The 24509-nt window shown below is 71.7% G+C and carries 20 protein-coding genes; 9 read left to right on the top strand and 11 right to left on the bottom strand.

Annotated features, from left to right (window positions below):
• Positions 1–43: 43 nt before the first annotated feature.
• The gene (glgX, locus tag ACZ4SW_RS17350) at positions 44–2152 is read right to left on the bottom strand and encodes a glycogen debranching protein GlgX (protein WP_468243559.1); all 2109 of its coding nucleotides are present in this window, start codon (positions 2150–2152) and stop codon (positions 44–46) included.
• 549 nt (positions 2153–2701) lie between these two features.
• On the opposite strand from glgX, the gene ACZ4SW_RS17345 reads away from it, so the two are divergent.
• Both ACZ4SW_RS17345 and ACZ4SW_RS17340 read left to right on the top strand, forming a co-directional pair.
• Complete coding sequence (locus ACZ4SW_RS17345; protein WP_468243557.1) at positions 2702–3940, top strand: SAV2148 family HEPN domain-containing protein; 1239 nt, start codon at positions 2702–2704, stop codon at positions 3938–3940.
• Positions 3941–4047: 107 nt separating this feature from the next.
• A complete protein-coding gene (locus tag ACZ4SW_RS17340) occupies positions 4048–4770 on the top strand; it encodes an exonuclease domain-containing protein (RefSeq protein WP_468243555.1) in 723 nt (240 codons plus the stop codon).
• A gap of 17 nt (positions 4771–4787) precedes the next feature.
• Here the strand turns inward: ACZ4SW_RS17340 and ACZ4SW_RS17335 are convergent, their stop codons facing one another.
• Complete coding sequence (locus ACZ4SW_RS17335) at positions 4788–5765, bottom strand: DMT family transporter (protein WP_468243552.1); 978 nt, start codon at positions 5763–5765, stop codon at positions 4788–4790.
• A gap of 94 nt (positions 5766–5859) precedes the next feature.
• Between ACZ4SW_RS17335 and ACZ4SW_RS17330 the strand changes: the two genes are divergently transcribed.
• A complete protein-coding gene (locus tag ACZ4SW_RS17330; protein WP_468243550.1) occupies positions 5860–6801 on the top strand; it encodes a LysR family transcriptional regulator in 942 nt (313 codons plus the stop codon).
• A gap of 7 nt (positions 6802–6808) precedes the next feature.
• Here ACZ4SW_RS17330 and ACZ4SW_RS17325 read toward each other — a convergent pair whose 3' ends face one another.
• Both ACZ4SW_RS17325 and ACZ4SW_RS17320 read right to left on the bottom strand, forming a co-directional pair.
• On the bottom strand, positions 6809–7672 hold the full coding sequence (locus ACZ4SW_RS17325) for a phosphotransferase enzyme family protein (protein ID WP_468243548.1): 864 nt from the start codon (positions 7670–7672) through the stop codon (positions 6809–6811).
• A gap of 187 nt (positions 7673–7859) precedes the next feature.
• Complete coding sequence (locus ACZ4SW_RS17320) at positions 7860–10121, bottom strand: MMPL family transporter (protein WP_468243545.1); 2262 nt, start codon at positions 10119–10121, stop codon at positions 7860–7862.
• Between the two features lie 244 nt (positions 10122–10365).
• Between ACZ4SW_RS17320 and ACZ4SW_RS17315 the strand changes: the two genes are divergently transcribed.
• From ACZ4SW_RS17315 to ACZ4SW_RS17305, 3 genes are all read left to right on the top strand, one after another.
• The gene (locus tag ACZ4SW_RS17315; RefSeq protein ID WP_468243543.1) at positions 10366–10914 is read left to right on the top strand and encodes a DUF1697 domain-containing protein; all 549 of its coding nucleotides are present in this window, start codon (positions 10366–10368) and stop codon (positions 10912–10914) included.
• Positions 10907–11281: a nuclear transport factor 2 family protein gene (locus ACZ4SW_RS17310; protein ID WP_468243541.1), complete on the top strand. Its 375-nt coding sequence runs from the start codon at positions 10907–10909 to the stop codon at positions 11279–11281. The genes ACZ4SW_RS17315 and ACZ4SW_RS17310 overlap by 8 nt, the downstream gene beginning before the upstream one ends.
• Before the next feature lie 80 nt (positions 11282–11361).
• On the top strand, positions 11362–12423 hold the full coding sequence (locus ACZ4SW_RS17305) for a ketopantoate reductase family protein (protein WP_468243538.1): 1062 nt from the start codon (positions 11362–11364) through the stop codon (positions 12421–12423).
• A gap of 58 nt (positions 12424–12481) precedes the next feature.
• Here the strand turns inward: ACZ4SW_RS17305 and ACZ4SW_RS17300 are convergent, their stop codons facing one another.
• Genes ACZ4SW_RS17300 through ACZ4SW_RS17285 form a run of 4 tightly spaced genes read right to left on the bottom strand, consistent with a single transcriptional unit; the run spans position 12482 to position 17046 of the window.
• The gene (locus tag ACZ4SW_RS17300) at positions 12482–13840 is read right to left on the bottom strand and encodes a GH1 family beta-glucosidase (protein WP_468243795.1); all 1359 of its coding nucleotides are present in this window, start codon (positions 13838–13840) and stop codon (positions 12482–12484) included.
• Positions 13841–13869: 29 nt separating this feature from the next.
• Positions 13870–14709: a carbohydrate ABC transporter permease gene (locus ACZ4SW_RS17295; protein ID WP_468243536.1), complete on the bottom strand. Its 840-nt coding sequence runs from the start codon at positions 14707–14709 to the stop codon at positions 13870–13872.
• Positions 14710–14734: 25 nt separating this feature from the next.
• Positions 14735–15724: a carbohydrate ABC transporter permease gene (locus ACZ4SW_RS17290; protein ID WP_468243793.1), complete on the bottom strand. Its 990-nt coding sequence runs from the start codon at positions 15722–15724 to the stop codon at positions 14735–14737.
• Positions 15725–15729: 5 nt separating this feature from the next.
• A complete protein-coding gene (locus tag ACZ4SW_RS17285) occupies positions 15730–17046 on the bottom strand; it encodes an ABC transporter substrate-binding protein (protein ID WP_468243534.1) in 1317 nt (438 codons plus the stop codon).
• A 156-nt stretch (positions 17047–17202) separates the two neighbouring features.
• Between ACZ4SW_RS17285 and ACZ4SW_RS17280 the strand changes: the two genes are divergently transcribed.
• From ACZ4SW_RS17280 to ACZ4SW_RS17270, 3 genes are all read left to right on the top strand, one after another.
• Positions 17203–18462 carry an ROK family protein gene (locus ACZ4SW_RS17280; RefSeq protein WP_468243532.1) on the top strand — a complete coding sequence of 420 codons (1260 nt, stop codon included), beginning with the start codon at positions 17203–17205 and terminating at the stop codon, positions 18460–18462.
• 189 nt (positions 18463–18651) lie between these two features.
• Entirely contained in the window at positions 18652–19269 is a 618-nt protein-coding gene (locus ACZ4SW_RS17275; RefSeq protein WP_468243530.1) for a mycothiol-dependent nitroreductase Rv2466c family protein, read from the top strand.
• A 160-nt stretch (positions 19270–19429) separates the two neighbouring features.
• Positions 19430–22057: a fibronectin type III domain-containing protein gene (locus ACZ4SW_RS17270; RefSeq protein WP_468243528.1), complete on the top strand. Its 2628-nt coding sequence runs from the start codon at positions 19430–19432 to the stop codon at positions 22055–22057.
• Positions 22058–22076: 19 nt separating this feature from the next.
• Here the strand turns inward: ACZ4SW_RS17270 and ACZ4SW_RS17265 are convergent, their stop codons facing one another.
• The 3 genes from ACZ4SW_RS17265 to ACZ4SW_RS17255 are packed head-to-tail and all read right to left on the bottom strand — an operon-like array spanning position 22077 to position 24503.
• On the bottom strand, positions 22077–22814 hold the full coding sequence (locus tag ACZ4SW_RS17265) for a sirohydrochlorin chelatase (protein WP_468243526.1): 738 nt from the start codon (positions 22812–22814) through the stop codon (positions 22077–22079).
• 8 nt (positions 22815–22822) lie between these two features.
• Positions 22823–23713 carry an ABC transporter permease gene (locus ACZ4SW_RS17260; protein ID WP_468243524.1) on the bottom strand — a complete coding sequence of 297 codons (891 nt, stop codon included), beginning with the start codon at positions 23711–23713 and terminating at the stop codon, positions 22823–22825.
• Positions 23700–24503, bottom strand: coding sequence for an ABC transporter ATP-binding protein (locus tag ACZ4SW_RS17255; protein WP_468243522.1), 804 nt, complete (start codon positions 24501–24503; stop codon positions 23700–23702). Before ACZ4SW_RS17255 ends, ACZ4SW_RS17260 begins: the two co-directional genes overlap by 14 nt.
• Between the last annotated feature and the right edge of the window lie 6 nt (positions 24504–24509).

Genomic DNA, 24509 nt, shown 5'->3' with positions numbered 1-24509 from the left:
GCACACGGAAAACATCCCTCCCCGCGTGCGTGCCCCGCGCTGTCTAGTCCGGCCGCTGCAGCACCACCAGGCTCCGGTCCACGAGCGTCAGCCGGCCCCCGGCCTCGATCTTCGTCCCGGTGCCCGGCGGCACCCCCTCCGGGACGGCCGTGTCGACGACCACCTGCCACTGGCGCCCGTGGTCGACCGGCACCACGAACTCCAGCGTCTTCGGCGAGGGGTTGAACATCAGCAGGAACGAGTCGTCCGTGATCCGCTCCCCGCGCGGGCCCGGCTCCGAGATCGCGTTGCCGTTGAGGAACACCGTCAGCGCGCTCGCCTGCCCCGAGGTCCAGTCCCGCTGGGTCATCTCCGGACCCTCGGGGGTGAACCATGCGATGTCGGACAGCTCGTCGTGCGTGCCCTGCACCGGCCGGCCGTGGAAGAAGCGGCGCCGGCGGAAGACCGGGTGGTCGCGGCGCAGCCACACCATCGCGCGCGTGAACTCCAGCAGATCGCTGCCGTCCTCCGGCCACTGGACCCACGACAGCTCGCTGTCCTGGCAGTACGCGTTGTTGTTGCCGTTCTGGGTGCGCGCGAACTCGTCGCCGTGGCTGAGCATCGGCACGCCCTGGGAGAGCATCAGCGTGGCGATGAAGTTCCGCATCTGCCGGCCCCGCAGCTCGAGCACCGCCGGATCGTCGGTCTCGCCCTCGGCCCCGCAGTTCCAGGACCGGTTGAAGCTCTCGCCGTCCCGGTTGTCCTCGCCGTTGGCCTCGTTGTGCTTCTCGTTGTACGACACGAGATCGTGCAGCGTGAAGCCGTCGTGGCAGGTCACGAAGTTGATGGAGGCCAGCGGGCGGCGGCCGTCGTCCTGGTAGAGGTCCGAGGATCCGGTCAGCCGGGAGGCGAACTCCGCCAGCGTGCGCGGCTCGCCGCGCCACAGGTCGCGCACGGTGTCGCGGTACTTGCCGTTCCACTCCGTCCACATGGGCGGGAAGTTGCCCACCTGGTAGCCGCCCTCGCCCACGTCCCAGGGCTCGGCGATCAGCTTCACCTGGGAGACCACCGGGTCCTGCTGCACCAGGTCGAAGAACGACGACAGCCGGTCCACCTCGTGGAACTGCCGCGCCAGGGTCGCCGCCAGGTCGAAGCGGAAGCCGTCCACGTGCATCTCGGTGACCCAGTAGCGCAGCGAGTCCATGACGAGCTGCAGGACGTGCGGCGAGCGCATCAGCAGGGAGTTGCCGGTGCCCGTGGTGTCCATGTAGTACCGCGGGTCGTCCGCCAGCCGGTAGTACGAGGGGTTGTCGATGCCCCGGAAGGACAGCGTCGGGCCCAGGTGGTTGCCCTCGGCGGTGTGGTTGTAGACGACGTCCAGGATGACCTCGATACCGGCCTCGTGCAGCGCCTTCACCGCCGACTTGAACTCCAGGACCTGCTGGCCGCGGTCGCCCCAGGAGGCGTACGCGTTGTGCGGGGCGAAGAAGCCGATGGTGTTGTAGCCCCAGTAGTTGCTCAGCCCCATGTCCGCCAGACGGTGGTCGTTGACGAACTGGTGTACGGGCATCAGCTCCAGTGCGGTGACGCCCAGCTCGGTCAGGTGCTCGATGACAGCCGGGTGGGCGAGCGCCGCGTAGGTGCCGCGCAGCTCATCCGGAAGCTCGGGGTGCCGCATGGTCAGGCCCTTCACATGGGCCTCGTAGATCACCGTCTGGTGGTACTCGGTGCGCGGCCTGCGGTCGTCGCCCCAGTCGAAGTACGGGTTGATCACCACGGACGCCATGGTGTACGGCGCCGAGTCCAGGTCGTTGCGCTTGTCGGGGGACCCGAACGGGTAGCCGTACACCTCCTCGCCCCACCTCACCGTGCCGCTGATCGCACGCGCGTACGGGTCGAGCAGCAGCTTCGCCGAGTTGCAGCGCAGCCCGCGCTCGGGGGCGTACGGACCGTGCACCCGGAACCCGTACCGCTGCCCGGGCATCACCCCCGGCAGGTACGCGTGGCGGACGAACGCGTCCGTCTCCCGCAACTCGACCGCCGTCTCCGAGCCGTCGTCGTGCAGCAGACACAGCTCGATCCGGTCGGCGGCCTCCGAAAAGACCGCGAAATTGGTCCCGGCACCGTCATAGGTGGCGCCGAGCGGATACGCCTCTCCAGGCCAGACCTGCATGAATACGACTCTCCCAGCTTTGCCGGCCCTCCGGGGGCGCCTTGCGGCCGAGTCCTACGAAATTGACTGCTCCCCCTCCCGGCCGTGGGGGAATCCTGGCGCGGGTGCCGATCGTCGCAGAAGCCCCTGGTTTTTTGCGTAGACGGAACCTTCCGTGACCTGCACCCCGCCGGCGGGCCGGCCGGTGAAACGCCCGGTGCGCCCGCCGGCCACCGCGCGCCGTGGTCGGCACACGGGTCAACGGCCGGGCACGCCGTCACCCTGTGGGGTGGGTGAACATCGGCTTCCCCCCTGTCGCGCGCGACGCGGACCGGCGGCCCCCGCCGGTCCGCCGACAGGGCCTGCGCACCGCTCCGTGCCACGTCACCGCTATGAACCCGCTCACTCGGCCCGCCCTCACCGACCGGAACCGGCGGCCCCGATGCGGTAGTTGGGAAACGACCCTGTGCATCCGGCTGCACCGTGCCGCACTCCCGGAGTAGTCTTCCTTGATCGTTGGCCGGGGCCTTGCCCCTGGGGAGGCTCGGGGGAGCGGAAGGCGGTGCGCGGGTGGGCTCGGGAGGGCTGGAGCTGCCCCCTGGTGACGAGGGTCACGAGGGGAACTCCACGGATGTCCCGCCCGGGGCGGTGTCCCTGGCACGGCCGATGGAGATGGGATCCATCGGGCCGGAACTGGAGTGGGACGCCGACGCCTGGCGTGAGGTGCGGACGCGCGCCCAGCGGGCGGGGCGGGCCTACATCTGGCTGAACCTCGTGGAACAGCGGCTGCGGGCGGTGGTGGCCGCCGTTCTCCGCCCCGTCTACGAACCCGTGCACGGCGACGACTGGGTGGTCGCCGCCGCCGGACCCGCCGGCCAGGAGTGGGTGCAGCGGGCGGTCGCGGTGCGCGAGGTCAGCCGCCGCAAGGGGTATCTGCTCGACCCCGCCGACGACAACGTGCTCAGCTTCCTGACCCTGCCGCAGCTTCGCGAGCTGATGGTGCAGCACTGGCCGTGCTTCGAGCCCTACATAGACGAGCGCCGCGACGTGGAGCTCGCCCTGGACGAGCTGGAAGTGACCCGGAACGTGGTCTCCCGCAACCGGGCCCTGTCGGAGGCGGTCCTCGCCCAGGCCGAGCGGGCGTCCGCGCGGCTGCTGGAGATCCTCGGCGCGGGCGGTGACGTGCCCTCCGCGCGCCGGCTGCCCGTCGACGCGGTCGAGGACCTGGTGGGCGACCGGTACGCGGACGTGGTCGCCGTCCATCCGGACCGGGTACGGCTGCTGCGGCAGTTCCCCGCCGAGGACATCTTCGGCGGGGCCCGCCGCCTGGACGCCATCGGCATCGGCCTCAACCTGCTGGTGCAGAACTTCTCCGGGCGGCGGCTGGTGCGGCTCGCCGAGTCCGGCTGCCGGGTGCGGCTGCTGTTCCTCAACCCGGCCTCCAGCGCGGTCAAACGGCGCGAACGGGAACTGGGCATCAGGAAGGGCGAGCTGAGCCGCGCCGTCGAGATGAACATCCTGCACATGCGCCGGGTGCGCTCCAGGCTGCGCGATCCGGGCGCCTTCGAGATCCAGGTCTTCGACGAGACGCCCCGTTTCACCGCGTACCTGGTGAACGGGGACGGTTCCGACGGGATCGCGGTGGTGCAGTCCTATCTGCGGCGCACCCGCGGCATGGAGGCTCCGGTGCTCGTACTGCGCGGCGGCAGCCGGGTCGTCAAGTCGGACGACGCCGAGGAGAACGGACTCTTCCCCACCTACCGGGAGGAGTTCGAGCTGGCCTGGGCGGATTCGCGTCCGGTGTCCTGAACTGTCGGATGGTGGCGCCCGCGAACGGAATCCCGTCCTCGGATTGTCAGTGGCGCATGCGAGGGTGGAGGCCACCGGGGGAGAGCACCACACGAAGGGGGGCCGCCATGGCCTGGCACCGGGAGCTGCTGATCGGCTTCGACCTGGAGACGACCGGGACGGATCCGTATGAGGCACGCATCGTCACGGGGGCGGTGATCGAGGTCAAGGACGGGGAGCCGCTCGGCCGGCGCGACTGGCTGGCGGACCCGGGGGTGGAGATCCCGGCCGACGCGGTCGCGGTGCACGGGATCAGCAACGAGCGAGCGGTGGCCGAGGGCCGGCCGGCCGACCAGGTCGCGGAAGCGATCGCGGAGGTCCTGGTGGCGTACTGGAGGACGGGCGTCCCGGTCGTCGCCTACAACGCGGCCTTCGACCTGACCCTGCTCTCCGCCGAGTTGCGGCGGCACGGACTGCCGTCCCTGCGCGACCGCCTGGGCGGTCTGGACCCGGCCCCGGTCATCGACCCGTACACGATCGACCGCTGGGCCGACCGCTACCGCCGCGGCAAGCGCAACCTGGAAGCGGTCTGCGCGGAGTACGGGGTGGCGCTGGAGTCCGCGCACAACGCGGGCGCGGACGCGCTGGCCGCGGCCCGGCTGGCCGCCGCGATAGCCGGCCGCCACCCGAAGGTCGCGGCCCTCGGCCCGGCGGAGCTGCACCGCCGCCAGATCGAGTGGTACGCGGACTGGGCGGCGGACTTCCAGCAGTTCCTGCGCGCCAAGGGCGACGCGGAAGCGGTGGTCGACGGCACATGGCCGCTGCGGCAGGCGGTGGAGGGGAGGGTCTGAGACGGGGCGGGGGGCGGTCAGGCGTTGGTGGGTTCCGTGGTGCCCCGCGTGACGTCCTTCCCGGTTCCGGCGCGCTGCACGCAGGCGGGACCGTGCGCCGGGCCGGCGGCGGCCGCGCGGCGGGCGCGTTCCACGGACTGGCCCCAGTAGGTACCCGCGACCATCAGGGCCGCGCCCAGACCGGTGAGCGGGGTCATGCGGTCGCCGCCGAGGACGACGCCCACGGCCACGGCCCACACGGGCTCCGTGCCGAGCAGCAGGCCGGCACGGCTGGCGGAGGTGCGCTGGACGGCCCAGGTCTGCGCGAGGAAGGCGAACACGCTGCAGAACAGGGCCAGATACAGCAACTGGCCCCAGGTCGCGGCGCCGGCGTGGGCGAGGCCGGGCAGGGCGGTGCCGGCGGGCGGCAGGAACAGCGCCGTGCCGACCAGGGTCTGCAGCGCCGTCAGGTGCAGGGGGCGGACCGCGCGACCCGCGGTGAGCCGGCCGACCAGGGCCACGTGGACCGCCCGGACGACGGCGGCGGCCAGCATCAGCAGGTCGCCGGATCCGGGAGCGTGGAAGCCGTTGCCGGACATCAGCAGCCCCACGGCCAGGACGCACACCCCCGCGGCGGCGTGGAACGAGGGCGGCAGCCCGCCGGGGTGACCCGAGCGGTCGAGCAGCGGGGTGAGCACGATGGTCAGGCTGATGATCAGCCCCGCGTTGGCGGCGCTGGTGTGGGCGACCCCGTACGTCTCCACGACCAGCACGGCGGCCTGGGTCAGCCCCAGCGGCACTCCGGCCCGCACCTCGTCCCGCGTCCACCGGCGCCGCCCGCGGCGGGCGGTGACCAGGACCAGGAGCAGGCAGGCCGGTGCGGAGAGCGCGTACCGGGCGAACAGGACCGCCGGGACGGGCAGCGCGGTGACGGCCGTCTGGGCGGACAGGTAGCTGGAACCCCAGACGAGCGCGACCAGGAGGAGTACCGCATCGGTACGGCGGGCGTCGAACACCCGCCCACGGTGCCCTACGCCCGACCCTGAAGCCCAGCACCAGTTCCTGAAACGATCTTTTAGTAGGCCTACACAGTGCCCCTACACTGCGGGAATGGACGAACGGCAGTTGCGGATCCTGCGGGAGCTCGGCGAACTCGGCAGTGTCACGGCGGTCGCCGAGGCGCTCCTGGTGACGCCGTCGGCCATCTCCCAGCAACTGCGGCTGTTGCAGCGTTCGATCCCGGTGCCGCTGACCGAACGGCACGGGCGGCGGCTGGTGCTCACCGACGCCGGACAGGCCCTCGCGGGTGCGGCCGCGGAGGTCGAGACGGCGCTGGCGCGGGCCCGTGGCGCCGTCGAGGAGTTCGTGGGCCAAGCGGACGGCGAGGTGTCGGTGGCGGCGTTCCACAGCGCCGGCTCGGCGTTCTTCCCGCCGTTGCTGCGGGCCTTCACCGCGCCCGGTTCACCCCGGCTGGCGCTCGCCGACGAGGACGTGCCGCAGCAGGACTTCCCACGGCTCACGCGGAAGTACGACCTCGTGCTCGCCCACCGCCTCGATCACGCCCCGCCCTGGCCGTCCACGGTCACGGCGACCACCCTGCTGCGCGAACCGCTCGACGTGGCGCTGCCCGCCGGTCATCCGCTGGCCGGCAGGCGGCGGCTCACCCCGCGGGACGTGGCCGACGAGCCGTGGATCACCGTGCACGACGGGTTCCCCGTCATGGCCACCATCGACGCGATCGCCGCCGCGGCCGGACGCCGGCTCCGGCTGGTCCACCGCATCAACGAGTTCGCGGTGGTCGCGGAGGCCGTGGCCGCCGGGGGCGGTATCGCCCTGATGCCGCGCTGGACGATGCGTCCGCACCCGGCGCTGGTCCTCAGGCCGATCGACGGCGTCCAGGCCAGGCGGCACATCGATGCCCTGTGCCGCCCCGAACGCACCGCCCGCACCGCGGTCCGCACGGTGCTGGCCGAACTGCGCCGCGCCGCACGGACGATCAAGGACCGGGACGCGGAGGACCACGCCACCGAGCCTGCGCCGGACAGGGCCTAGCACAGGCTCAGAACGGATACCAGCGCACCGTCTCGTCCCCGTCCCGCAGCGACGCCACCCGGCGCTCGAACTCGGCGAGCGCCTTGGGGTTGCCGGGCGCGTGCTGGGCGACCCAGGCGCAACTGGCCGTCTCACGGGCACCGCGCAGCACCGAGCAGCCCTCCCACGCGCGTACGTCCCAGCCGTAGGCGGCGGTGAAGGAGTCGTACGCCTCGGCCGGCAGGCCGTAGCGGTCGCGGGAGAGCGCCATGACCACCAGGTCGTGTTCGCGCAGATCGGAGGAGAAGGTCTCCAGGTCGACCAGGACCGGGCCGTCCGGGCCGATGTGCACATTGCGGGGCAGCGCGTCGCCGTGGATCGGTCCGGGCGCCAGATGCGGGGGGAGCTGTGCCGCAGCGGCGGCGAACCCGTCACGCCGCTCGCGCAGATAGGCCGCGTCCGCCGGGTCGATCGCGTCGCCCGCCAGCCGCAGCCAGCGTTCCACCCCGCCCAGCAGATCGCGGGGCGGCAGGGTGAACGCGGGGGAGGGCAGGGCGTGCACGATCCGCAGCAGTTCGGCCAGGTCGCGCGGTTCGGCGGGGCGTACGGGGTCGGGCAGCCGGTGCCACACGGTCACGGGATGCCCGTCGACGAACAGCGGTTCGGGCTCGGCGGCCCGCACCGCCGGGACACCCGCCTCGGCCAGCCACACGGCGATGTCCAGCTCCCGCCGCGCCCGGTCCAGCAGCTCGGCGTCGCGGCCCACCTTCACGACCAGGTCGCCGACGGCGAACACCGCGTTCTCACCGAGGGCGAGCAGCCGCGCGTCCCGCGCCGCACCCGGCAGTACGCCCGCCGCGTCCAGCACATCCCGCGCCCGCGTCTCGTCCATCGCCCGCCTCCGCCTCCCGAACCGGCTCCTGTGGTCTGCCAGTGTCGCATTCCCGCAGGTCGGCACGGCGACCGGCTGGGGCCCGCGAAAAACCCGCCGGCTGTCCGCGCCCGGTGCGCGTGATCCCCGCACAAGGGGAGGGCCCGTCGGCTCCCCGGTCGCCGACGGGCCCTCGCTCAGGCGGGGTTCAGACCCCCAGCGGCTCGTTCTCGTCCCGCGCCGCCGGGGTCGCCGCCCGCGGCGTCTCGTCGTGGGTGAGGTCCGGCAGCCGGTGCAGCCACTTCGGCAGGTACCAGTTGCGCTCGCCCAGCAGCGCCATCACCGCCGGGAGCAGCACGCCCCGGATGACGGTCGCGTCGATGAGGACCGCGGCGGCCAGGCCCACGCCCATCTGCTTCATGGACTGCATGGACAGCGTGCCGAAGATCGCGAAGACGGCGACCATGATGACCGCGGCACTGGTGACGACACCGGCCGTGGTCACCACCCCGTGCGTGATCGCGTCCTTCGTGGTCCGGCCCCGCAGACGGGCCTCGCGGATACGGGAGACCACGAACACGTGGTAGTCCATCGACAGGCCGAACAGGATGACGAACAGGAACAGCGGCAGCCAGGTGATGATGGCCCCCACGCCGTGCGCCCCCACCAGCGAGGCGCCCCAGCCGTGCTGGAAGACGGCGACCAGGATGCCGTAGGCCGCGCCGACCGAGAGCAGGTTCAGGACGATCGAGGTGATCGCGATCGTCAGGGAGCGGAACGACAGGAGCATCAGCAGGAAGGCGAAGACCACGACGAACGCGAAGACCGGGACCACCGAGCCGACGAGCTGGTCGTTGAAGTCGTGGGAGCCCGCGACCTGGCCGGTGATCGGCGCCTGCACGCCCTCCACCCTGCCGAGCGTGTCGGGCCGCACCTTGTCGCGCAGCAGCTCCAGGCTCTTGCCCGCCTTGTCCAGGTCGGAGCCGCCGACGAGCGGGACGGAGATCACGGCCACGTTCTGCGCGTCGTGCAGCCTGACGTCGACCGGGCCGCGCGAGGCACCCGATGCGATCGCCTCCGCGCGGAAGCCGGCGAGCGCGGACTTCACCTCGGGCGCGTTGATGTCCTTCGCCTTGACGACGACCTGCGCGGGCTCGGAGCCGCCGGGGAAGGCCTCGTTGACCCGGTTGTAGGTGGCGACGATGGGCAGCTTGTTCCCGAACTCCTGGTCCAGGGTGAGGTTCTGGGTCTTCATGCCGAGCGCGGGCGCGGCGATCGCCAGCAGCGCACCGGCCGCGACCACCAGGGAGACGGCGGGCCGGGCGAGGACCACCTTCAGCACGGCACTCCACAGCCGGCTGCCCTCGCCGGCGCCGCGCCCGGCCCGAGCCCGCCGCTTGTCCGGGTGCAGGAACGGGATACGGCCCTTCTCGACCCGCTTGCCCAGCAGCGACAGCAGCGCGGGCAGCACGGTCACCGAGCCGACCATGGCGACCGCGACCACCATCAGCGAGGCCAGGCCCATCGCCTCGAACGTGGCGAGCCCGGTGAACAGCATGCCCGCCATCGCCACGCACACGGTGACACCGGAGACGATCACGGCGCGCCCGCTGGTCGCGGCGGCGATGCGCAGCGCGGTGCCCGGATCGCGCCCGGCCGCGCGCTCCTCGCGCTCACGGCGAAGGTAGAACAGGCAGTAGTCGACGCCGACGGCCATGCCGACCAGCAGCATCACGGAGTTGGCGGTGTCGTTCATCGGCTGCAGATGGCTGACGATCCCCATCAGGCCCATCGTCGCCATGATCGCGGTGATGGCGAGCGCGACCGGCAGCAGCGCCGCGACCAGCGCCCCGAACGCGATCAGCAGGATGCCGAGTGCCACCGGCACCGCGGAGTACTCGGCCTGCTTGAAGTCGTCGCCGAACGCGTCGGAGAACGTCTTGCGCATACTGGCGGCGCCGATCTCCTCGATCCGCAGCTGCGGGTGGTCCTTCTGGACCCCGGCGACGGCCTTCAGCACGGGCTCGACCCGGTCGCCCGCGGTGTCCGCGTCGCCGCGCATGTCGAACTGCACCAGGGCGCTGCGCCCGTCCTTGGAGATGGTCTTCGTGTCGTACGGGGAGGTCACGTCCGTCACCCGGCCGGTGCCGTCGACGGCCCGCACGACCGCGGTGACGGCGGCACGGAACCGCGGGTCGGTGGCCGTGACGGTGCCGTCCTTCGCCTGGATCAGCACGCTCTCGCCGGCCGGCTGCTTGATCCCCGCGTCCTCGATGATCTTCGCGGCGGTGTGTGTCTCGCCCTTGAGCTCGTCGCTGTCCTTGATGTCGACGCGCCCGGCCGCCGAGCCGACGGCCATGGCCAGGACGACGAACAGCACCCAGATGCCGACGGCAGCCCATCGGTGCCGAGCGCTCCAGCCGCCGGCCCGGGCGGCGATGCCCCGCACCCGTGTGTCTCCGTTCCCCATGACGGGCTTGCCCCCTCCGTGCGGGCGACGGCCCCCTGCCGCCACCGTTCGCTTCGAAGGTAGGTGCGGCATAAGCGCGACTCGTCGTGCTGCCCGGTGAACCCTGGGCGGCCCGGCTCATCCCCTCGGACCGGGCCGCCTCACCATCCGGGATGACAGCGGCCCCTTACAACTGTCCGGGCCGCTCGGAGGCCGGGATCAGGGTCCGGGCGCCCGAGCGGAGATCGGCTCTAGGGTGGGGAGCATGACGACGACGTACGCGGCGCTGCTGCGGGGGATCAATGTGGGCGGCAACCGGAAGCTGCCGATGGCGCGGCTGCGGGAGCTGCTGACCGGGCTCGGGCACACCGGGGTGGCCACGTATCTGCAGAGCGGCAACGCGGTCTTCACCGCCGCCCACGGGGACGAGGAGTCCCTGGCGGCGGAGCTGGTCGAGGCGATCGAGAAGGACTTCGGGTTCCGGGTGGAGGTGCTGGTGCGCGACCACGCGTACCTGAAGGCCGTGCGCGAGGCCTGCCCGTTCCCGGCCGGCGAACTGGAGGGCAGGCAACTGCACGTCACGTACTTCTCGGCGCCCGTGGACGCCGAACGGTTCGCGGAGATCGACCCGGCCGCGTACCTGCCCGAGGAGTTCCGGCTCGGCGACCGCGCGCTCTACCTCTACGCCCCCGACGGCCTCGGCCGCTCCAAGCTCGCCGAACAGCTCTCGCGGCCCCGGCTGAACAAGGAGCTGATCGCCACGACCCGCAACTGGAACACGGTCGTGAAACTGGAGGAGCTGACCCGTGCCTGAGCACGGCCCGGCCGTCGAGGCGGCGATCCAGCGCGAACTGCGTCTCCTCGACCCGGAGATCAGGCGCTCTCCCGAACAGGCCGGGGCGCTGCTGCACCCCGAGTTCCACGAGTTCGGCGTCTCCGGCCGGCACTGGGACCGGTCTTCCGTCATGGAGGCGCTCACCTCGCCGGCCGACGCGGGGACGGGGCCGTCCGTCACCTCCCCCATCGCGGGCGTCCAGCTCGCCCCGGACCTGGTGCACCTCACCTTCGACACGGAGAACAACGGCCGCCACGCACACCGCAGTTCGCTGTGGCGGCTGACCGAGGAGGGCTGGCAGCTCTACTTCCACCAGGGGACGCCGTTCGGTCCGGGGACGGAGTGAGGTAGGGGTCCTTGCCGCCCCGAACGGTCCGCCGTGCCCCGGGGCACCGGTCGACGGGCAGGTGTGCGAGGCTCCTCGGCATGCGCTACATCATCATCGGAGCAGGCGCCGTCGGCGGCGCGGTCGGGGCTCGGCTCGCCGAGGCCGGTCATGAGGTGGTCCTGGTCGCGCGGGGTGCGCAGTACACCGCACTGAGCGAGCGCGGACTGCGCTTTCTCGCTCCGGACGGCGAGCACACCCATCGGCTGCCGGTCGTCGACGGGCCGTCGGCGCTGGGCGAGTTGGAAGCGGACGACGTCCTCGTGCTGGCCGTCAAGACCCAGGACAGCGAGGCCGCCCTGGACACCTGGGGCCCGGCCCCCGTGCGCGGCGGCGGCACGGCCGCGCAGCGGCTCCCGCTGGTGTGTGCGCAGAACGGCGTGGAGAGCCAGCGGCTCGCCCTGCGCCGCTTCCGTCATGTGTACGGCGTCTGCGTGTGGCTGCCGTCCACCTTCGTCGAACCCGGTGTCGTCTCCGCCGCCGGCACCCCGCTCACCGGCATCCTGCACCTCGGCCGGTATCCGCACGGCACCGACGACACCGCCCACCGGATCGCCGGCGACCTGCAGAAGGCCCGGTTCGAGGCCCCGGTCGTCCCGGACGTGACGCGCTGGCAGTACGCCAAGCTGCTGAGCAACCTCGCCAACGCCGTCGAGGCGGTCAGCGGGCCGCTCGCCGGCGAGGAGGCGCGGGCGCTGTACGCGAGGGTGCGCGCCGAGGGCGAGTCGGTGCTCAGGGCCGCCGGGATACCGTACGCGGACGAGGCGGAGCAGCAGCAGGTGCGCGGCGACAAGGTGCGCCTGGTGCCGCTCGACGGGACCGAGCGCGGCGGTGGTTCCTCCTGGCAGTCCCTCACCCGCGGCACCGGCACCATCGAGGCCGACTACCTCAACGGCGAGATCGTGCTGCTGGGCCGGCTGCACGGGGTGGCGACCCCGCTCAACGAACTGCTGCAGCGGCTCGCCACCACGTTCGCGCGGGAACGCCGGGCGCCCGGATCGCTGCCGGTGACGGAGCTGGCCGGGCTCGCCGACGAGGCCGTGGCGGCCGCCGCCGGGGAGGCCGCCGCGCCGGTGCCCGGGGAGCACGGCGGCCTTTCCTAGGGCCTGTTGCGGCACCAGTGCCCCGACGGGCGAGCGCCGGCTGTCGGGGCACCGGCCCTCAGGCGGCGCTGCGGCGCCTTTCCGCGTGCGTCCGGATGATGGCCGCGTACCGGCGGCCGCTGCCCTTCACGGTGCGCTTCTGTGTCCTGTAGTCGACGTGCACCAGCCCGAAGCGCTTGTCGTAGCCGTAGGCCCACTCGAAGTTGTCCAGCAGCGACCAGGCGAAGTAACCGGCCAGCGGGGCACCCTGACGGGCTGCCGACGCGCAGGCCGCGAGGTGCCGCTCCAGGTAGTCCGTGCGCTCGGGGTCGTCGACGCTTCCGTCGGGGCGTACGACGTCGGGGTAGGCGGAGCCGTTCTCCGTGACGTACAGCTCGCGGGGGCCGTAGTCGTGGGTCAGGCGGAGCAGCAGGGTCTCGATACCACTCGCGTCGACCTCCCAGCCCATGCCGGTGCGGGGCACGCCGGGACGGGGGACCTCCCGGACCCTCGGGGCCGGTCCGGCGGGGTCGTCGGCGACGGTGACCGGCATGTAGTAGTTGAGGCCCAGCCAGTCCAGGGGCTGCGCGATGGTCTCCGAGTCGCCCGGCCGCTCCGGCAGTTCGACGCCGTACACCTCCCGCATGTCGGCCGGGAAGCCGCGGCCGTGCACCGGGTCGAGCCACCAGCGGTTGGTGTGGCCGTCCATGCGGCGGGCCGCGTCGAGGTCCTCCGGCCTGCCGGTGGCGGCGTGGACGGTGGAGAGGTTGTTGACGATGCCGACCCGGGCGCCCGGTGCCGCCGCGCGGATCGCCTGCGCGGCCAGGCCGTGACCGAGGAGGAGATGGTAGGAGGCGCGGACGGCGGCCGTGAGGTCGGTCAGTCCCGGAGCCATCCTGCCCTCCAGGTGGCCGATCCAGGCCGAGCAGAGGGGCTCGTTGAGCGTCGTCCAGTGGCGGACGCGGTCGCCGAGGCGTTCGGCGACGACCGCCGCGTACGCGGCGAGGTGGTGGGCGGTGTCGCGGACGGGCCAGCCGCCCCGGTCCTGGAGCACCTGCGGCAGGTCCCAGTGGTACAGGGTGACCGACGGGGTGATGCCCGCCTCCAGCAGGGCGTCGGTCAACGCGTCGTAGAAGTCGAGCCCCCGGGCGTTGACCGGGCCGTCGCCGCCGGGCAGCACGCGCGGCCAGGCGATGGACAGCCGGTAGGCGTTGGTGCCCAGGTGCCGCATCAGGGCGATGTCCTCGCGCCAGCGGTGGTAGTGGTCGCAGGCGATGTCCCCGTGGTCACCGTTGTCGATCCTGCCGGGGGTGTGGGAGAAGGTGTCCCAGATGGAGGGGGAGCGGCCGTCCTCGGTGACGGCCCCCTCGATCTGGTAGGCCGAGGTGGCCGTGCCCCACAGGAAGTCCTCGGGCAGTGCGGCGAGGTCGATGGTCACGGAGTTCCCTTCGGGCGCGAAAGAGTCGGTCACTTGACGGCTCCCGCGGTGAGCCCGGCGACGAGGTAGCGCTGCAGGAGCAGGAACCCTGCGACCACGGGCACGCTGACGACCAGCGAGGCGGCCATGACCTGGTTCCAGTAGACGTTGTAGAGCGTGGAGTAGCCCTGGAGGCCGACGGCGAGCGTGCGGGTGGTGTCGTCGGTCATCACCGACGCGAACAGCACCTCGCCCCAGGCGGTCATGAAGGCGTAGACGGCGACGGCCACGATGCCGGGGATCGCCGCCGGCACCACGATCCGCAGCAGCGCGCCGAGCGGCCCGCATCCGTCCACCATCGCAGCCTCGTCCAGGTCGCGCGGCACCGAGTCGAGGTACCCGATGAGCATCCAGATCGAGAACGGCAGCGAGAAGGTGAGATACGTGAGGATCAGCCCGCCGCGCGAGCCGAACAGGGCGATGCCGGTGGCGTTGCCGATGTTGACGTAGATCAGGAACAGCGGCAGCAGGAAGAGGATGCCGGGGAACATCTGCGTGGACAGGACGGTGACCGTGAAGACGCGCCTGCCCCGGAAGTCGTAGCGGCTGACGGCGTACGCGGCGAAGACCGCGATCACCACCGAGCAGACGGTCGCCGCGCCCGCCACGATCAGCGAGTTCATGAAGTACCGGGCGAGCGGGATCGTCGACCAGATGTCGATGTACGGGCGGAAGGTCAGGTGGCTCGGCAGCCAGTGGAACGCGCCGGTCACGTCGGCCAGGGGCTTCAGCGAGCTGGAGACCATGACGTAGACCGGCAGCAGCACGAACCCGGTGAGCAGGGTGAGGAAGATGCGCCGGGTCCAGAAGAAGGACCGGGGCGGCGCCATTGGGGAGCGTGGCGCCCGCGCGGTGCTAGGCATCGGCCGTCCTCCTTCCTCGGGAGGTCAGCAGGAGGTGGACGCCCGTCACCACGAGCAGGAAGAGCAGCAGCAGGACGGACATGGCCGAGCCGGTGCCGAAGTTCCAGGTGACGAAGGACGCCTGGTAGATGTGGACCGAGATGAGGTCCGCGGCCTGAGGGGCGGACTTGCCGAAGAGGACGTACGGGGTGTTGAAGTCGTTGAACGTCCACAGGAACAGGACCAGGACCAGCACCTGGTTGACCGGGCGCAGGGACGGGAGGGTGATGCGGCGGATCTGCTGCCACACCCCGGCACCGTCCAGCGCGGCCGCCTCGTACAGTTCGCCGGGGATGTTCTGCAGGCCGGCCATGACGGTGAGGAAGGCGAACGGCCAGCCCTTCCACACCGACACGGTGAGCAGGGCCCAGAAGCTGTTGTCGCCGATGAGCCAGAAGGACGGCTTGCCGGTGAGGTGCAGTTGGTCGTGCAGGACGTGGTTCACCAGGCCGTTGTCGTGCTGGAGCATGAACACCCAGGTGATGACGGCCGCGTAGACCGGCAGCGCGTACGGCACCAGGAACAGCGCCCGCAGCAGGCCGCGGCCGGCGAAGGTGTCCTGCATGCAGACGGCCGCCGCCGTGCCGATCAGCCAGCACAGGCCGACCGAGAGCAGGGTGAAGGCGACGGTGACGAAGAAGGAGTGGAGCAGCGCGTTCCCGATGGGTGCGTGGAAGTCCACCGACACCCGGTAGTTGTCGAGTCCGGACCAGGGGGCGGTGCCCCAGTTGCGGATGTAGAACTGCGTGAGTTCCTTGAAGCTCATCACGATGCCGATGACCATCGGCACCAGGTGGACCAGGAGTTCGAGGAGCAGGGCGGGCAGGAGCAGCAGATACGGCAGTCCGATGCGGCGGATCCGCCCGGGGCGGCGGGGTGTCCGCCCCACCGCCCCGGGCGGGCTCTCGGGCACGGCGGCCTCTGCGGGAGCAGTGGTCGTCATCATGGTCACTTCGCCGGCATCTGCTGCTGGGCCTTCTCGAGCTCGGCCTTCACCGAGTCGGTGGTGACGGCTCGTCCGGCGGCGGCGTCGGCGAACAGGTCCTTCACCGCTGTACCGACGGCCGTCTCGAACTGCGACTCGTCGGCGACCTGCGGCAGCGCGGCCGCGCTGGTGGCGAGGGTGTCCCTGAGGACCTTGCCGGCCCCCGCGTCGAAGGCGGCGTCCGCCTGGGCGGACTTGACCGGCGGGATGGAGCTGTAGGCGGTGTTGAGGATCTTCTGTTCGGCGTCGCTGGTCATGAACTTCACGAACTTCACGGCGCCGCCGAGGTTGTGGGTGTTCTTGAAGACGGCCAGGTTGATGCCGGCGACCATCGAGTCGACCTGGGTGCCGGTGCCGGGGGTGCCGGACTGGACCGGGACGGGCGCGACGCCGTACGCGTCCGCGCTCATGCCCTGCGACGCCAGGTTGGCCGCCGCGGACTGCCACAGCAGCATGGCCTGCTTGCCCTTGGCGAAGTCACTGACCGACTGGTTCTGCGCGTACTCGGCGTCCCCGGTCGGAATGACCTTGTCCTTGGCCATGAGGTCGACGTACTGCTTGACGGCCGCGACCACGCCGTCGCCCGTGAAGTCCGGCTTGCCGTCGGAGGTGAAGAAGTCCGCGCCGTGCTGCTTGGCGAAGACGAAGACGTGGTGGATGTTCTCCGACAGGTTCGAGCCCTCGGCGCCGAGTGCGGACCTGCCCTTCGCCTGGATCTTCTTGCCGTCGGCGATCAGCTCGTCCCAGGTGGCCGGGGGCTTGGTGATGCCGGCGTCGGCGAAGATCTGCTTGTTGTAGTAGAGGGCGTAGGCCATCGAGTACAGCGGTACGGCGGCCGGGTCCCGGCCGGGCGCTCCGGTCGAGCCGAGCGCGGAGTCGACGAAGCGGTCCTTGCCGCCGATTTTCGCGAAGTTCCCGGCGTCCCAGGGCAGCAGTGCGCCGGTGGCCTGCAGGGAGGCGCTCCAGGTGTTGCCGATGTTGAGGACGTCGGGGCCCTGGCCGGAGGTGGTCGCGGTGAGGATCCGGTTCAGCAGGTCGGACCAGGGCACGACCTCGAGATTGACCTTGATGCCCGTCTGCTTCTGGAACTTGTCGAGTTCCGGCTGGAGGACCTTCTTGTCGACCTCGATGCTCGCGCCCTGGTTGGACGCCCAGTAGGTCAGGGTCTTCGGCGAGTCGTCGGACCCGCCGCCCGTCGACGAGCCGCCGCCGCAGGCGGTCAAGGCGGTGAGCAGGGAAACGGTGACCGCACCGGCGGCCGCGGTTCGGGTTCTGCGCATGGCTCAGACGTCCCTTTCCGGAGGGAGACCCGAGAGCGTGCCGTCCAGAACGACACCCGGGCTTAATTTAGGACGTGAGTTAAGACGCGAGGGAAGTGCGCGTCAAGGGATCGCGCAGGGGTATCTTGCAGGTCGGGCAGAGTCGAAGGGACCCACATGGCGGCGCGGAACGGGCGGACGGTGCGTGACCTGCGGCGGGGCAATCGCACCGCCGTACTACAACGGTTGTATTTCGACGGGCCGATGAGCCGCTTCGAGCTGGCCCCGGCGACCGGACTGAGTTCCGGTTCGATCAGCAACGTGGTCGCCGAACTGGTCGCCGACGGCCTCGTCGAGGAGGCCGGCACCGTGGAGTCCGACGGCGGCCGTCCGCGCACCCTGCTGCGCGTCGTGCCCGCCAGCGGTCACATGATCGGCGTCGACGTCGGCGAGACCCGCGTACGCGTCGAGCTGTTCGATCTCACCCTCACCGAACTCGCCCGCACCGAACGGCCCTTGGAGCATCAGGGCTACGAGGTCGAGGTCGTCGTGGGCCACATCCGCGACGGCGTCGCCGAGGTCCTCGCCGAGACGGACATCGCTCCCGAGCAGCTTCTGGGCGTCGGTATCGGCGTGCCCGGCATCGTGGCCCGCGCCCCCGGACAGGGGGCTGTGGTCCACGGGCAGACGATCGGCTGGGACGCCGTCCCGTTGGAATCCCTGCTGCGCTCGACGTGTGGGCTGCCCGACTCCGTCCCGTACTTCATCGACAACGGCGCCCGGACGCTCGGCCAGGCCGAGATGTGGTTCGGCGCCGGCCGCGGAGCCCGCAACGCGGTCGTCGTCCTGTTCGGCTCCGGCGTCGGCGCCAGCCTGGTCACACAGGAGGTCGAGCAGGGCCGGTCCGTGGAGTGGGGACACCTCACCGTCCAGGTCAGGGGGCGCCGCTGCCGCTGCGGCGCGCTGGGCTGCCTGGACGCCTACGCGGGCGCCGAGGCGCTCCTGGACCGCTGGCGCGAGGAAGGCGGACGCCCCCCGGAGGGCACCGACGAGGAGACCGCGCTGACCGCGATGATCGCCGCGGCCTACTCGGCCGAGGGCGCCGCCACCGACCCGGCCGCCCTCGCCGTCCTGGAGGAGGCCGCGGAGTACGTGGGCGCCGGCCTGTCCGACCTGATCAACCTCTTCCAGCCCGAGCGCATCCTCATCGGGGGCTGGGCGGGGCTCCAGCTCGGCCCCCGCTTCCTGCCCGCCGTGCGCCGGTACGCCGCCGCGTACGCCCTGCGCCATCCGGCCGAACGCGTCTGCATCGACCTCGGAAAGCTGGGCCCGGACGCGGTCACGGTCGGCGCCGCGATCCTGCCCCTCGCCGACTTCTTCGCCCGGGGCGGGCAGCGCGGCGCTCACGGCCGCGCACGCCAGGACGAGCGTCGGTGATCCGGCCGGGGGTGCGTGTCGCGCTTTTGTTCGAAAGGAGCGCGGCGGGCGTTCGGGCGGGATCGGCCTGGCGCGCTCCGGGGGCGAGCGGGCGGACCCCGCGGCAGACGCTCCTGGGCGAAGTGGACCACTCAAAAGGGTGGTGATTGGACCAAGAGGCTGGGCCGCTCCGCGGTTAGCGTCGGCGGTATGCCGAACACCACGCCCGTCCGCGTCGACGCCTACTTCGACCCCGCCTGCCCCTTCGCCTGGATCACCTCCCGCTGGCTGCTGGAGGTCGAACGCGAACGCCCGCTCGACCTCCGCTTCCATGTGATGAGCCTGTACCTGCACAACCTGGGCAACGAGCTGCCCGACTGGTACCGGACGCTGGTCGACAAGTCGATCGGCCCGGTCCGGGTCGCCGTCGCCGCCGCCGAACAGCACGGCGAGAAGGTGCTGCGGGATCTGTACACGGCCTTCGGGACCCGTATCCACGAGCGCAAGGCGGAGGACTTCGACGCGGTGATCACCGAGTCCCTCGCCGAACTCGGACTGCCGGCCGGCCTCGCCGCCGCCGCGCACGACCCCGGGTACGACGAGGCCGTACGCCGCAGCCACGACGCCGGTGCCGAGCCCGGGTCCGGCGGCTATGTGGGGACGCCCACCCTCCACGTGGAGGGAACGGTGTGGTTCGGCCCGGTGCTGCGGGCCGTCCCCCGGGGCACGGCGGCGGCCGAACTCTTCGACGGTTTCCGGGTCCTGGCCGCACACCCGGACTTCTTCGAACTGAAGAGGACCAGGACGGGAGGGCTGCGCTTCGACTGATCAGTGCTGAACACAGGTCAGAAACGTGACCATCGATCCGATGAATTGAGCCGCAGCGAGCGGAACTCGGGGCTGTTTTTGTCACATTGATTGACGGTGATGGACAAGTGCTCCTACCTTTCCCGGCGTTGGGTACAGGCAAAGCCCACGGGAGGGGTACATGCCCACGCACCGAAGAGCCGCCCTCGTCACCCTCGTCTCCGCGCTGCTGGCGCTCGGCGTTCCGGGCGCCGTCGCCCAGGCCGGAGCCGCGTCCTCGGACCACTTCGCGTCCCCGGCCGACCTCTATGTGTCGCCGGCCGGGAACGACCACGCCGACGGCACCGCACGGCACCCGGTCCGCACACTGGAACGCGCCCGCGATCTGGCGCGGGCCCGGGCCGCCCGTCTGAAGGCCGACCTGACGATCCACCTCGCGTCCGGCACCTACCGCCTGACCGGGCCCCTGGTCCTCGACGCCCGCGACTCGGGCACCGGCGGCCACAAGGTCGTCTGGCAGGGCACGGGCGCCTCCGTCATCAGCGGCGGCCGCCAGGTCACCGGCTGGAGTCCGGTCGCGGGCCGGCCGGGGCTGTGGTCCGCGCCCACGCCGCACGGGCTCACCGACACCCGGCAGCTCTACGTGGACGGGGTGCGCGCCCAGCGGGCCCGCGGCGCCGTCCCGGTGACCCTGACCCAGACCGCGACCGGCTACACCGCGTCCTTGGACACCATCGCCCACTTCAAGCGCCCGTCCGACGCCGAGTTCGTCTACACCAGCGGCGAGTCGCTGTGGAACATCGAGCGCAACGGTCTCGGGCAGTGGACCGAGCCCCGCTGCCGCATCGCCTCCGCCGAGGGCACCACCATCACCATGGCCCAGCCCTGCTGGGACAACTCCAACAAACGGGTCGAGTTCCCGGACATCCCGGGCCGCACGGTCAGCATGGTGGGCCCCGGCCACCTCACCAACGGCGGCAAGGCGACGTACATCGAGAACGCCTTCGAACTGCTCGACCAGCCCGGCGAGTGGTACCTCGACCGCGGCGCGCACCGCGTGTACTACATGCCGCGCAAGGGCGAGAACCTCGCCCGGGCCGATGTCGAGGCGGCGGCGGCCGAGAAGCTGGTCGACGGCCGGGGCACGGCCGACGCCCCGGTCCACGACATCGCCTTCCGCGGGCTCCGGTTCAGCTACGCGACCTGGCTGACGCCCTCCGGACCGGAGGGCTTCTCCGAGATCCAGGCGGGCTACACCATCACCGGCGACAAGGGCTGGGCCACCCAGGGCCTGTGCCGGTACGTCGAGGGCGGCACCTGCCCCTTCGCCTCCTGGACGAAGATGCCGGGCAACGTCTCGTTCGCCCACGGACAGCGGATCGACTTCGCCGACGACGTGTTCGCCCACCTCGGCGCCGCCGGCCTCGACCTCGGCACGGGCTCCGAGGACTCCACCGTCAGCGGCAGCATCTTCACCGACATCTCCGGCAACGGCCTCGAGATCGGGGGAGTGGACGGGCAGACCCCGGCGTCCGGCGTGCGGGTGACGGACAACCACCTCTACGGCCTGCCCCGCGAGTACCACGGCGGCGTGGCCGTCCTCAACGGCTACACCCGGCACGACATCATCGCCCACAACCAGATCGACCACGTCGGCTACAGCGCCGTCTCCATGGGCTGGGGCGGCTGGCCCGACAAGATCGGCGACCCGGCGACCCCCAACCCCAGCCATGACAACGAGGTCCGCGACAACCTGATCTTCGACTACATGCAGATGCTCGACGACGGCGGCGGCGTCTACACCCAGGGCCTGACCGGCACCTCCATGGCCGACGGCGAGAAGGTCACCGGCAACGTCATCCACGACCAGTGGGGCCTCGGCAAGAGCGTCTACACCGACAACGGCTGCACCTACGAGACCGTCCAGGGCAACGTCCTCTACCACGCCTCCTACGCCAACGTCGCCTCCCGTCACACCGACTACCGCGACGGCCTCGGCAACAACGACCCGACCCTCGTCAAGGACAACTGGTGGGAGGAAGGCACCGCCGACGGCGACAACAAGGGCCTGGTGACCACCGGCAACAAGATCATGACGGCGCTGTCGGACGTGCCGGCGGACATCGTGGCGAACGCGGGCCTGGAACCCGCCCACCGCGCACTGCTCCAGCGCAGGATCGGCGGCCCCTCGGCCCCCGAGGCCCCCTCACGCGTCGGCACGAGCACCGCGGGCGCCGACGCCCTGTACGTCACCTTCAACCCGAGCTTCGTCGAGGGGAGCGCCCCGGTGACGGGTTACACGGCCCGCGCCTACGACACCACGGGCAGGCAGGTCGGCGAACAGTCGGTGGCGGCGGCGGACTTCCGGCGCACCGCGCTCGTGCGGCTCGGCGGATTGCCGTCCTCGGGCGGTCCGTTCACCGTCACGGTCACCGCGGCCAACGCGTACGGCACCAGCGCGCCGTCCCTCGCCTCGCTCCCGCTGACGCCCACGGCCGCGACCACCCTGCCCGGCGCCCCGACGAGCCCCAAGCTCCGCACCGGGTCCACGGCGGCCACCCTCGCCTGGACCCCGCCGGCCACGACGGGCGACGCCAAGGTGATCGGCTACCGGGTGACGGTCTCCGACGGCCGCGACCCGATCGACGTCACCGGACGGGACGTGCTGGTCACCCAGCCGTCCGCCAAGGGCATGTTCCGCGTGATCGGCGGGCTGGAGCCGGGCACCTCCTACACGGTCACGGTCGCCGCGGTGACGGCGGCGGGCACCGGCCCGTCGGCCACGGTCACGGCGACCACGACCTCGTAGCACACCGGACCGCGGACGGTCAGGCCCCGAGTGCCGCGGGCGTCGGCACCCGGGCCCGGTCGTAGCGCTCCACCACGACCCGCGCCACCTCCGGCGCGGGTCCCAGCACCTCGGCCAGGACGTCCGCCCCGGCCGCGCCCCGCGCGATGCGGTCCGGCAGGAAGCCGGGCGCCAGCACGTACGGTGCCACGGCCACCCGGGCGCAGCCCAGCTCGCGCAGTTCGCGCACCGCGTCCTCGGTGCGCGGAAGGGATGCGGAGGCGAACGCAGGTCGCACGGCGCACCAACCGGTGTGCCGCCACTCCCGCGCGATGTCTGCGATCACTGCGATCGCCTCCGGGTCGGTGGACCCCGCCGAGGCCAGCACGACCCCGGTCGAGGACTTGTCGGCGGGGGTCAGGCCCGCCTCGTACAAACGGCGTTCGAGGGCCCGCGTCAGCAGGGGTGAGGGGCCCAGCACGTCCGCCTGCCGGATCCGCAGCCGCGGCGGCGCCTCCCTCAGGACCGCGGGGATGTCCGCCTTCGCGTGGAACGCCCGGGTCAGCAGCAGCGGCAGCGCCACGACGTCACGGACCCCCTCCGCCGCCAGGGACTCCAGCACCCCGTGCACGGACGGGACGTTGAAGTCCAGGAAGCCGGTCTCCACGCGCAGCCCCGGCCGCAGCGACCGCACCCGCCGTACCAGGGCGTGCACGGTCGCGGCGTGCCGCGCATCGCGGCTGCCGTGGGCGATCACGAGGAGGACCGGGTTGTGCATGCGGCGGCTCAGCCCTTCACCAGCAGGCCGCGGCTGCGCAGCACCCACCGCTCCAGCGGGCTGAAGATCAGCAGGTCGATGGCGATGCCGACGAACAGGATCAGGAAGATGGCCTCGAACACCATGGACATCGAGCTGGCGTTGCGGCCGTTCTCCAGCAGCGCACCCAGGCCGATGCCGAGGTCGGGCGAGGAGGCGATGATCTCCGCCGCCATCAGCGAGCGCCAGGAGAACGCCCAGCCCTGCTTCAGCCCCGCCAGGTAGCCCGGCAGCGCGGCGGGCAGGACGATGTGCCAGGCACCCCTCAGACCGGTCGCGCCCATGGTGCGGCCCGCGCGCAGGAACAGCGGCGGCACCTGGTCGATCCCGGAGACCAGCCCGTTGGCGATGGAGGGGACGGCGCCGAGCAGGATCACCGCGTACATCATCGAGTTGTTCAGGCCCAGCCAGATCACCGCCGGCGGCACCCACGCCACCGACGGCAGCGACTGCAGACCGGACAGGACCGGGCCGATGGCCGCGCGCACGAACTTCACCCGCGCCACCAGCAGGCCCAGCGGGGTGCCGATCGCCAGCGCGAACAGGAAGCCCAGCAGACCGCGCGAGACGCTGGTCCAGATGTAGCCGAGCAGCGTGCCCTGCAGCCAGGCGTCCTTGAACTCGCCCGCCACGGCGCCGGGGGAGGGCAGCTTGGTCGGGTCGTCGACGACCTTGAAGGAGATCAGCGCCTGCCACACCACCAGGACCAGCGCGATCGCCACGAGCGGCGGCAGGATCTTGTGGACGAAGGTCTGCCGGAACGGCGTACGCCCGGTGACCGCGGTCTCCAGCGCGTCGAGACCGGCCTCCACACCGGCCAGTTCCGCGCCCTCGGTCGTCTTCGTCTCAGTGCTGGCCATGGCGGCGGATCTCCCCACGCAGTACTTCGGTGATCTCGAGGGACAGCTCCGCCACGGGCGCGTCCTCGATACGGCGAGGCTGCGGAATGTCGACCGTCCACTCGCGGGCCACGCGCCCCGGGCGGGAGGACAGCAGCACCACGCGCTGCGCGAGCCGCACCGCCTCCCGCACGTTGTGCGTGACGAACAGGACCGACAGACCGGTCTCCTGCCAGATACGGGTCAGCTCGTCGTGCAGCAGGTCCCGGGTGATGGCGTCCAGTGCGGCGAAGGGCTCGTCCATCAGCAGCAGCCGGCTGTCCTGCGCCAGCGCGCGGGCCATGGCGACCCGCTGGCGCATACCGCCGGACAGCTCGTGCACCCGCTTGCCGTACGAGCCCTTCAGGCGCACGAGTTCGAGCAGCTCCTCGGCGCGATCGCGCCGGTCGCTCTTCGCCACGCCCCCGAGCTTGAGGGCGAGTTCGATGTTCTTGCCCGCGGTCAGCCACGGGAACAGGGCGTGCTCCTGGAACATCAGGGCCGGGCGGCCGTCCGTCGTGATGGAACCGCCGGTCGGCTTGTCCAGGCCCGCCACCAGGTTCAGCAGCGTCGACTTGCCGCAGCCCGAGGCCCCCAGGAGGGTGACGAACTCGCCCGGCGCGACATCGAGGCTGATGTCGTCCAGCACGAGCTGCTGCCCGCCCGGCACCGGGAAGGACTTCGAGACGTGCTCAAGGCGTGCCGCCTGGTCGACGGACTCGGCGGCCGCGGCGAGGGTCGTGGCCATGGTCGTCACCTCCTGGGAACTCATCGGCTG

This window comes from Streptomyces sp. NPDC028331, assembly GCF_055565775.1.
This window is presented reverse-complemented; position numbering and strand designations above follow the sequence as displayed.